At 39.2% G+C, this 10,999-nt stretch carries 7 protein-coding genes and 1 pseudogene; all 8 read right to left on the bottom strand.

Annotated features, from left to right (window positions below; translation table 11 throughout):
* Positions 1 to 325 precede the first annotated feature (325 nt).
* The 8 genes and pseudogenes from BMW41_RS02845 to BMW41_RS02815 all read right to left on the bottom strand — a co-directional run bounded on the left by BMW41_RS02845 (position 326) and on the right by BMW41_RS02815 (position 10,968).
* Positions 326 to 2,089, bottom strand: a complete 1,764-nt coding sequence (locus BMW41_RS02845; protein ID WP_074648690.1) for a hypothetical protein — start codon at positions 2,087 to 2,089, stop codon at positions 326 to 328.
* Between the two features lie 10 nt (positions 2,090 to 2,099).
* Positions 2,100 to 2,284, bottom strand: a pseudogene (locus BMW41_RS15285) (hypothetical protein); the annotation flags it as partial.
* Entirely contained in the window at positions 2,241 to 2,498 is a 258-nt protein-coding gene (locus BMW41_RS14270; RefSeq protein WP_074648688.1) for a hypothetical protein, read from the bottom strand. The pseudogene BMW41_RS15285 and the gene BMW41_RS14270, both read right to left, overlap by 44 nt.
* Positions 2,499 to 2,590: 92 nt before the next feature.
* Entirely contained in the window at positions 2,591 to 2,779 is a 189-nt protein-coding gene (locus tag BMW41_RS02835; RefSeq protein WP_074648686.1) for a MerR family transcriptional regulator, read from the bottom strand.
* Between the two features lie 41 nt (positions 2,780 to 2,820).
* Complete coding sequence (locus BMW41_RS02830) at positions 2,821 to 3,897, bottom strand: Fic family protein (protein ID WP_074648685.1); 1,077 nt, start codon at positions 3,895 to 3,897, stop codon at positions 2,821 to 2,823.
* A gap of 501 nt (positions 3,898 to 4,398) precedes the next feature.
* Complete coding sequence (locus tag BMW41_RS02825; protein ID WP_074648683.1) at positions 4,399 to 8,781, bottom strand: coiled-coil domain-containing protein; 4,383 nt, start codon at positions 8,779 to 8,781, stop codon at positions 4,399 to 4,401.
* Positions 8,765 to 9,469, bottom strand: coding sequence for a DUF6063 family protein (locus tag BMW41_RS02820; RefSeq protein ID WP_177171142.1), 705 nt, complete (start codon positions 9,467 to 9,469; stop codon positions 8,765 to 8,767). Before BMW41_RS02820 ends, BMW41_RS02825 begins: the two co-directional genes overlap by 17 nt.
* Positions 9,469 to 10,968, bottom strand: a complete 1,500-nt coding sequence (locus BMW41_RS02815) for a hypothetical protein (RefSeq protein ID WP_177171141.1) — start codon at positions 10,966 to 10,968, stop codon at positions 9,469 to 9,471. The genes BMW41_RS02820 and BMW41_RS02815 overlap by 1 nt, the downstream gene beginning before the upstream one ends.
* Positions 10,969 to 10,999: the final 31 nt, after the last annotated feature.

Below are 10,999 nucleotides of genomic sequence, written 5' to 3'. Positions count from 1 at the left end.
CAGTATTTATATCGCGGAAAGAAAAATGTTCTTGCGCAAAGTATTCTGGTTGCGTTGGCATACAATATCAATAAGCTCCATTTTAAGATTCAAGGCAATCGGACCGGAACCTTTCTGACAGAGATGTCGAGAATTGCATAATTTTTAGTAGTTCAAAACAGAATCCAGAAAATGGAATCAGCCACATCAGTGGCTTTGTTAAAGTGCGTTTTCGAATCGTCTTTGCCTCACATAAACTTAAAATCAGCGGCGAAAGCCGCTGATTTTGCATACGAAAAGGTGCTGCGCACCAGTTGAAAAATCAACTAATGCGACAGCACCATTCTTAATTACTAAAAATAGTAGTTCTTATGCCGAAATTAAGTTTTAGGCCTTCACATTTTAAACCTAGCTTTTGACATATCCCCTGATATAACCAACATCTAACTCCATCATATAACGGATTTCCAGACGATATAATTCTTCCTAAAACACTTGAATGCGTTTTTGAGATAACGCTCTCCTCTAACTCAATCCGAAAATCCGGGTTAATATAATCAACTAAAGAAATACTGATATCATCGTTAGATTTATATGTATTTATAATCTCATCATAAAGAATCCCCGATTCCGAACATTTATTTATCGAGAACTCGACATTACACGAAAACATATATTCATAGTTTTTCCCAAAAATCATTTTATACATATCATGATAACTATCAGGAAGCTTTTTAAGCCATTCATTATATAGCTTTTTTACAGAATCTATATCATCTTGATACACTAAACACCTACGCTCATACCAATCATTATGAATCTTTTTGACGCCTCTTTCTTTTAGTTCTTCCAAATCTACAAACAACTCAATTGATGCTTTTGATAATAATTGTAAAACAAACTTTGAGTTAAACTTAATCGCTGGTTTTGAATTGTAGTAATTTAAAAGTTCTCCCCGAACAATTCCCTTCATCATAGGATTGCTAAAATTTATTCCATTCCCCGGAATCCTTATCTGATTTGAAACAATTCTTTTAAATTGTTTTTCGGCATCAGTAGCATTATAGTTCGGTGAAAATATCATATATAAGTATGAAAGCAAGATATTGTATTTAATTAAAACATCATCTACTAATATCTCTTCTTCTGAACCAAAAATAGCAATTAAGGCCTTTGCTTTTTCATAAACTCGCTCTTCTAGTAATGTGGACGGCAAAAGTTTTGCAGGAGGATTTTCGCAGAATCTTACGATTACTTCCTTTACTTCATCTTTCACATATTCGATTGGTTTCTTCGTCCCAGTACAATCAATGTGAGTCCCAAAGCCATTGCTGCGATACTCACTTATCGAATTCCCTATTTCCCCTTTATATTGAGGATAGATACAAAACATAGAAGAATTTATAAAGCTATTATCTACCTTGCTACCTTTATTATTTTTAAAGCTCAGTGTGACACATTCACCAGTAGATACACCAACTCCAAATCTCCATAGATTTGGATAACAAGCTTTTTTTATTTCTTTCAAATCTCCATTAAATAAATCATTAATATAATCTAACGCTTCTTGAATTTCTACTATTTCATCCTCAGTTTTATATATAAATCCTTCATTTCTTTTTTTCGTAATGTCAAACAGTCTATCACAGAAAACATTGATATCATTTAAAACATCTTGTTCCGAAAAAGCATATGTCACACGTTTTTTACCTTCAAAATCCAACTTCATTAATAATTCATCTGATAGATATAGATAAAAAATACGGTTATTTTCAATATCAACAACAAAATATATTGCAGGACTTTCCGTCACTTTTGCTTTAACGTAATACAAAAATGCCGTCTCAAGTTGATACACACGCTTCCCCGAATTCTTCCCTGATTGACAAACAGGCAATGCTTTCGTCTTTTTGATTTGTACAATAAACTGTTTTTTAGGTTCTCCATTTTTCGATATTAATTCAAACGTTCCATCATAATTTGGTGTTCTATCATTCTCTTTAAAAAATGTCTTGATTTTATTCCCTTGCTCTAATACTTCTTCCAAATATCTAACTGCCTTTCCCTCATTAAAGGAACTATTAGAATGAATTGCCATTCCTGCTGTCATTATATTCTCCTTACGCTACCGCGTTTGCGTTTTTATTTTCAATTACCTTTCTAATCGCGCTCCAAACCGTTGAATCTGTAAAGATATCTACAACATTCCCTGATCTGTAAACGGCGATTCCTGAAGTACAGAAATGTCTGTCATCATGCCGTTATACGCGATGTATTCTACTATCTGGTTTACGAAATATATCTGTCAAATATACATTAGCGAGAGCATTAGAAATTGGCAAACCTTCCGGAATACCTTTTTTCTCTCTACTAAGTTTTTGTGAAATCAAATGATTATAATCCTGACTACTATAATTAATCTTTTGAAGATAATCACAAACAAGCTCGTAATACACTTTATTAGAATAAATCCATCTTTTATACACTCCTGAATTAACGTCATCAATGTTTTCTAGCATAGTATCTTTATTCTTCCTTACATTTAGCTTATTAAAATATTATAGTAGCTTCCATAACACCAACTTGGATTGTGGACTCACTGAGTCCACAATCATTTCTTATCCTGCCCAATTTTACGGACTCTTCTCGGATCTTCCGGTTTCTTCGCATCTTTTGGAATCAGCCACATTCTTCCCATAAGAAAAGTTCCTTCAATTCGTCCTTCTTTACAATATATTGCTACTCTTCTTTGAGACACATTCCACTTCTTTGCACATTCCGCTGAGGTTAGATAATCCATGCTTTATCCTCCGTAATTCGGTAAAAATACATTTGTTTATATTACTTCTTTTCTAATATGATCCATTCACCTTTTTTATTTGAGCCAATTCGTTTCAGTACGCCCTTTTCAACCATAGACTGCAAGCACCGCTTAATTGTTGAATCCGAGCAATCTAAACGAGCTGCCATCTCTTTTCGTGTTAAGCCAGTTTCTTCACGTAACAACTCTATAATTTTAAGCTCACGTCCATCTAATTTTATCGGGTCATTTATTGGGTCATTTATCGAGTCATCGTGACCCAATAAAAATCTACCACTAACATGCATTTCTCTATTGTGAAGCTCGTGTTTCTCATTCAGCAAAAGATTCCTTAAAAACATTTCAAGGAACTCTGTCGTTTCATAGATACCATTCTTTATGTTATTGTAATTTGCCCTAACCAAAGCATTTCGAAAATACCAAGAGTGTTCCGCAAACAAATAATTTTCGGCATCAAATCCAAGCATGCGAAGATACTTTATTAAAAACACAGCTGTCGTTCTGGTATTTCCTTCCTCGAACACATGGATTTGCCAAAGTCTGGAAATAAAAACCGCTAAATGATGAATCACCTCATCCATTGTTAAACCGTTATAGCGAAAATCTCTTTCCCGAGAAAAATCATAATCCAGCGTTTCTCGAAGTTCAGTAGCTCCACCATAAGAAACTGTATCTCCATCAAGGACCCATTCCTTTTTCGTGATATTATAATCTCTGATTTTTCCTGCATGGGAATAAATACCAAGGAACAGCTCTCGATGAATCGATAAATATTGTGTAGGTGAAAACGTAAATGCCTTTTCAGATAAGATTTTTGCAATTCTTGCAGACACCTTATCAGCCTCTTCTGTACGCGTCTCCACCTCAGAACGACCATCTTTACTCTCGTAATAACTATTAATCAAGTCTCCGGCCTCATCTACAGAGATTTCACCGTCAATGTTCTTTTTTGCAGTCTCGTACAAGTATTCAGATGGTTTTAATCCATCAACATCCTGCAACCCAATCGCAGCCTGCCAAGCTTGTCCAAGTTCTTTTCTTGTAGGAGGAAGATTTTTTATATATTCCTCAAATGGATCTTTTTTAATATCCTTCATATCAAACCTCCGTAATCCAATAAAAACTCATTATTTTATTATATTCTATGACGCGAACACTTTCAATCAGCAACAAATTTGCACGAATCGGCAACTTATATGATTCATAATTTGCTTATCATTTCTCGTAAATATTTAAACAACTAACAACCCCACCAGACCGCGTCAAACTCCAGCACATCTTTACTGCTTTTGACACGTCCCGATGGGGTTGTTTATTGGTAGCGAAGCACACTTAAGATTAAGTGCGCTTCGTCATATGTAATTGTATGTCACATCTCCAAAATCACTGTCATTTTGTTACTTTGTAACATTTGCACAAAAACTGCCCGGGTTAAAAGTGGGTTACAAATCCACCTAAAAACCCCCACAAGCCTTGCTATTACTGACTTTAAGAGATTCGTGGAATCAGTTGCCATGGCAAACGAATAAAAACTCTTATCATCTTAATTAAAAACCTCTATTTCTGCGAATTATGTTTTGACCGATAAAAAGCCTTTATCATCCAAACAAGCTCATCTGCCCGTTCATGATCTTATAGTAGCCGTGCTCAATCCTCTCATTTCCCTCATGTGTCATGATTTCAAAGTTCGAGAGGCTCTGTGCTTTTATGACAAGTTTGATGACACAGTCAAAGCAACCTACAACATCGCTCTTATTGATGTCGGACAGGCAGATCAGCTGAACATTGAAGTGCTTTGCGATATCAAACATCGGCTTTAAAAGATGCGCTGAGGTTATCTTTCCAAACGGATTATCAAGGATCAGAACACTCTTAACATTTTTGCTGACAAGCCCTGCTGATGACCTTGTATAATTCATGAGCGTCAATACCACAGAGAAAAATACCACAAACTTTTCGGCACCGGAGCTCTGTGTCAGAGTTTCCTCCCAGCCTTTATATACAGAGTTGGCGCTGTTCATATCTATCTTGTAAACCTTGATCTTTATAGATTCCTGGCGTATGTACTTATGAAGGAGCCGCTCACTTGAAACGATCGTTCTGGCGCGCTTTTGTATCTGCTTTTCATCAGCACCGCCTCCAAGGAGTTCTTTGATCTCATTCGCCCCCTGCTCAATCTCCGTTTTTATAGATACTCTTGACGCTTCCCCGGATATTTCTTTTTCCTCAGGAAGATCCATTTTCACCATCTGTGTCTGAGGTTTACCCTCAAAAATATGAGCCTTGGAGCTGGCTGCTATCATGCGAAGATCCAGGTACATTCTCTTCCCCTGGTTCATGCACTGGTCTACGATGTCATTAAAGTCATTTTCAATCTCCCTGAGATCAGTCTCAATCCTGCTGTTAATCTTCTCTATGGAGGCTGTCATTGTGCTGATACTCTCGCTAACCGTATAAAGCCGGTCTCCCTTCATCCCTGAATCATCCAGCATCTCACCGATCGCACCAAGCTTATTGACTATTTCAGAAAGAGCTATGTCCTTAAACTCTGCCACAGTTGTTCTTATTCTGCTGTTCAGTTTTTCTTTCTGATCCATGAAGGTCTTCTGCACATGAATAAGATTTTCATGTATGGACTCCCACTGGACATCCGGTTGTTCGGATAATGTCACTGTTTTTATTATGTTTCCGAACTGAATCGGCTTTAAGACATCTCCTACGCGATCATAAATTCTCTCCAGTGAACGTTTTTCACGCTCACGAGACTCCTTCCTTTCACTTAACTGCTTTATCTCCAGTTTTGCGGCCTTTACCCGGTTTTTGAAATCTTCTCCTATCTCACTTTGCGGGAGCGCAATCCCGTCAAAGTCTTCAAGCGCTTTTCCTGCGGCATCAAATCTCTGCCTGGCCGATGCCACTTTTACATTGCATGCACCAAATATGGACTGTGCCTTCTCCATTTTCTCAGAAGCAAATCTTACTGCGTCTTTCGCATTTTTAAGGGCTTCCGTTGAAAAATGAACCGTTTCATATTCGGATTGATCGCACCCATAATCCTCAAGTTCTTTTTCATGTTCGGCTTTTTCCTGCTGTGCTTTGTCAAGGCTGATCTTGAGAATTTCAAGGCTTTCACTCAGACTCCCCAAAAGCGTCTGATACTGCGAATACAGCTCTTCCAAAGTGCCTTCTGCAAGTTCCGTTTCCTTTGCATTACTGGTATTCTCTAAAACAACCCGGACTTTAGCCAAATGATCAGCATACTGCTTACGGTCATTATCCAATGATGTCAGCTCATCCCGGCATTTGATCACTGTCTCACATGTCTTTTTATATGAGCTTTCTGCTTTTTTCAGGGCAACATATGCTTCCTGCGCTTTTGTGTACCACTCGTTTTCCTTAGCGATCATTATGCTGAGTTCTGCAAATGACTCAAACCACATGGTAAGTTCCTGCAAAAGCTTTTCTTCACGACTCAAGTCATCCTTAAGTTTATCAATCCTTTCTTTTATTCTGCCCTGTTCCTCTTTCAGCGCCTTTCTTCTCCTCTCCAAATCAAGAATATTCTCCTGCAATTCAGCAATCACTTTTTCCTGCAAAGAACTCCAGTCCTCAGGATAATCAAACTGGTCTGCAAGTCTCTTCTCTTCCTCGCTGTCACGCAGTCTTTCGCTAAAGCGCTGCAGGTTTTCTTCCTTGGAACGTATTTCATTTTCCAATCTTTCGCAGTAGCCTGATCTGTCAGCAAAATACGCTCTGTCAAATGCTGCCAGAAATGAAGTTCTGTCCATATCTCCGGACATAAAGGCGTTCACCTGCGCCATGGTAAATAGCGGAACAGAAGCGGGAAGCCATTCCACATTACCTGCAGATAACATTTTTTCCATATCCTTTTCATTATTGAAAAGAAGCGAAAATGCAAATTCCGGATGCCTTTCCATAATATCCCCGGCTTTTTCCTGAGTAATGGCACTATTTTCCAGTAGCCCGGTAATATATTCTTCACCGGTCTGACAGTATACCCCTGTAGACAGAACATATTTCAGGATGTCAGGCAGAATATGAACATGGCCTTCTTTTGCTGCCTTAAGCCTTTCTTTCAAAGACTGCTTGTCCTGCTGAAGCTTTCTAAGCTTTGCTCCGTTCATCTCTGTTTCTTCCAGCAGTACACTTTTTAATCTTCCGGAAAAAACAGCGCTGTTCTCAAGACTGTATTTACTACAAACAGATTCAAGCAAGTCCAGTAATGTTCTGTATTCTGAAAGCGCATCCTCCGCTGCTTTTTTCTCCCCTGACAGCCTACCATATTCAATTTTTACATCAGCCAATTCACCCGGGATTTCATTTTTCCTGTCATCCAAAGCCTTTATCTCATTTTGAAGTTTTTCTATAAAGACGACAGCTTTTTCTCTATCTTCAGCCTGTTTACTGCGCTCATCATCTATATCTTTTTCAGAATAGAATCCATCCAGCATTCTTACAGCTTCGATTCTTAACGTCTTAACTTTGGTATCAGTACTATCTTTTGAGGCATTCAGATTGGCAGTGATCTGTGCATGATTCTGCTTTTCGTCGTTCAAAAGCACTTCAGCACGTTCCATTTCAGCCTTGCTGTCACGCAATTCATCATTCTTGATCTGAAGCTGATCATCCACCCCCGAAATACTCTGTGACAGGATTTCACTCTCATGTTTTGCTTTCACCATGCAGGAGTATTTGAGCTTCCCCACAGTTTCCGCGTCTTCAGAATCATTTTCTTTTTCCTCGATAAGCTTCTTATATGCGGTTATCTGACTGTCTGCCTCTACAATCTGCCGATAAAGCCTTGCTGATTGCAGAATATCTTCGTCATGCTTTTTTACTCTTGATTCTTCCCTTGCCTGATCAAGAGCTTCTTTTGCATCCGAAAGAGCATGAACCGCAGCCTCATGCTCACCACCGGCATCGTAATATTCTTTGGATTTTTCCTCGTGTTCTATATGTCTGATCTTGGCTTCTACGCGTTGGAGTTCCTCCACGGTTCCAGACAGGCTTTCATCGATATTCCCAATCTTTCTTCCAACGGAAGCCTTAAAACCGCAGGCCTCACCAATACTATCTGACAAGTTTTCCCCGACTGTATACAGATCGTCACTCCTCTGACCGAGGTCTGACAATTCTGCGATCAGTCTTCTGTTTGTATCTCGTTCTCTAATGACCGCTTCTTTCTCTGAGATCCTTTTTGCATAGTTGATCAGCATAGTTTCAAGAGATGAATCTGTTCCACTTGAAGCCACACTTTTCATTTTGTTTTCAATTGCCGGAATAAAGAATTTTGAAATCAGTTTGTCCGATGTTTTTGCCTCATCAAAATACTGGTTCAATCCGCCTTCATCTTTGTTAAGCGCCTCTATTACCGTTTCCCACTCAGATCTGTAAATGCCATATTCGGAAAGCGCCTTTGTCCATTTCGTGCTTTCATCCGAGGAATAATCTTCCAAAACACCTCTGCTGTTTTTGGCTTTGTCCCTTACATAGTTAAACGGTGCCGGCACATACTTTCCATTCTCATTTTTTGAAAGTTCTAACGCCGATATGCTGTAGGAAGAATAACTGTTTTCATAAACAGTCTTAAAGGTATAGTACCGGATGATATTTCCTCTTGAATTTTCGTCATTATTCTCGCTGGCACTTCCGGCTATGGCAATACCGGTCAGGAGCTTATCATCACTTCCGTCCAGATTCCATTCAACAAGTACAAAAGAATGATCTCCCGGGCGGCCAAAATAATCCTCAATACGTCTTCCGCCTGCCATGGCCCTCGGATGCACCGGCTGCATCATAAGCTGGACCAGGACGGTCTTGCCTCCGCCATTATTCAGGTTAAAAAGCGAATTAAGCGCCTCTCCCTTATCTGATGAAAGATCATATAATTCATCTGGGATAAAACGGTTGCCATCATTATAATTAAAGTTTACAATCCTGATCTTATTTATCTGTGGCATGTTTATCCCCCTCAATCCATGCATTAATCATCTGAGCGCGCTCTTTTCTGAGCACATATGGCATAAGATCTTTTGTTTTCTTTGTTGGAGCCACCCTTCCATCTTCGCCCTCTACAAATAAATCATCTGCCCGAAACTTAAGAAGGATTTTATTTACAATGCCGTATCGGTCATCTACCCTTCTGCTTGAAGGATCTCCTTCCTTTTTACCGAGCCAGTCCTCTGCCAGCATAAAAAAGCTATCACTGAAGTCTTCTTCCTTATCCTCACCATCCACACCTTTCTGTGTCACACGGATACAGTGATCGGTGAACTCCTTGATAAGTTGTTCCTTTGTGATAAAATCTCTGACAAGTGTCTCTGCCCCTTCACCCTTAAAGAATATATATAAAATGTAAATAGCAAGATAATTTAGCAGGTACAGGTCTCTTGTCCTTACATCATTACCTGCCTTGATATCAGATCTGTAATCAATATTGTTTTTTAGAAACAGGTCGTTGTCCTGAGTCGGTACCATATAAATCCGGTTCTGTGCAGGAATTATTTCAAACCCAAGTTCAGCCCCCATCTGATCCAGCTCGTCCCTTGCTTCCGAGTCTTCTACAAATCCCCATAATACGCCGTCATCATCACGATCTATCCAGCCTTTTTTCATAAGCTGATGATAGAGCTTAAGCGCACTTTTCATCATCGCTCCACCTCAACTGTAAAATTGGTCATTTCTATTGTCACCTGCTTTTCCCCATCATCTACCGTAAATTCGAATTTCTGGTCAGATGTAGAAAATGTTATCTTTTTCACTTTCAGATAATCCTGTGGCATATTGCTGAGAACCCAGAGAAGGTCAAACTCGCCCAGGGGTTCTTTTGCAAACAGGGTCCCATCATCATGAAGCGTCTCAAAATCAATCTCCTTTTTCTGGTATATGGTCATAAGTGTATTGGGAAGAGCACTTTCCTTATTCCATTTCATAAGCTCATCCATTGACAGGGATCTTATGAACTTTTTTATCTCAAAAAAACGTTCCTTCTGAAGGAATGCAAAAAACGCCGTGCATATCTCCATGTATATTTCGTTTCTCTTTTTTCCCGCTTCCTCAGCTTTTATATCAGTTTCATCAATGCTGAGTCCCTTGTCCTCTTCCTCATTACTGATAGTTCCGCAGGCTGCATAGAAGTTTTCGATACTGAATTTCTTATCAAATTCCGGACTAAGCAGCGGCTCCATGATTGTGTGTACAGCATCCCCCAGACCATCTCCCATCTTTCTCAGCTTCACCATGATATCCTGTTCAAAGTTCATACGATCAAAACTTTTTATCACAAAACTGTCCCGAAGCATCTGCTTATAGCTTTCCGATACAGAACTCTTTGCATTTATGAGGGATCGCTGCTCCAATATGGTAATATCGAGATTTTTATTGATTTCATTCAGGGCTTTCAGGTTCTTCCTGGCTTCTTCAGTGTCTGCGCCATTATCCAGAGCGCTTCTTATCGCCTCTGCCTCCTTACGGGCATTCTTCTGTATTTCCTCCAGCTCTTTCTGCTCATCAAACATAAGGCTTCTGAACTGCCCTACAATTCTCTCATACTCATCCACCGTTATCTTTGCGATATTTTCACGGCATCTCAAAATGAAATCATCCATGCTGTGACTCATATTGCGGAGCCGTGCAACCAGTTCCCTACTCTGGGAGAGTGCCTCTGAATAATTCTTACGCTTCATGTATTCCTGCATCTTAAAGCGCGTAACAGAATAATCCAGTTCAGACTCTATCTCTTTCGATCTGTAAAGGAAGTCAAAAACATCGTCTGTCAGATGGTAGGAACCCTTTTCCTCATTGACAAGGCGGATTGGCATCTTCCTGAAACTTTCGGAATCCGCATAGAATGTATTGTATTCAATGAGCTTCCCGTTATTCTGAAGAACATTAACCACAATGAAACCGGCAAGTTTATACGTGTCAATTTCATATCCGTCAGGGACAATCCGGATTATGCTGTCAAGAAATCCGGCGATATCCTTGAGTGTGCATGACTGCCTGTCACTCAGAGTACGCTCCTTGATATACAAAAGAACCGCAACAACAAGATTATTGATATAATCGTAGTCTCCACGAAACATCTTCTTTATCTCATCCGGATAACTTGTTACAGTAATACTCCTGACGATATCAATAAACTTCATTCTGTTCTGAAAATCCGAAAGCATCTCTTTT

The organism is [Clostridium] aminophilum, from assembly GCF_900101295.1.
Lineage (GTDB): Bacteria > Bacillota > Clostridia > Lachnospirales > Lachnospiraceae > Clostridium_R > Clostridium_R aminophilum_A.
This window is presented reverse-complemented; position numbering and strand designations above follow the sequence as displayed.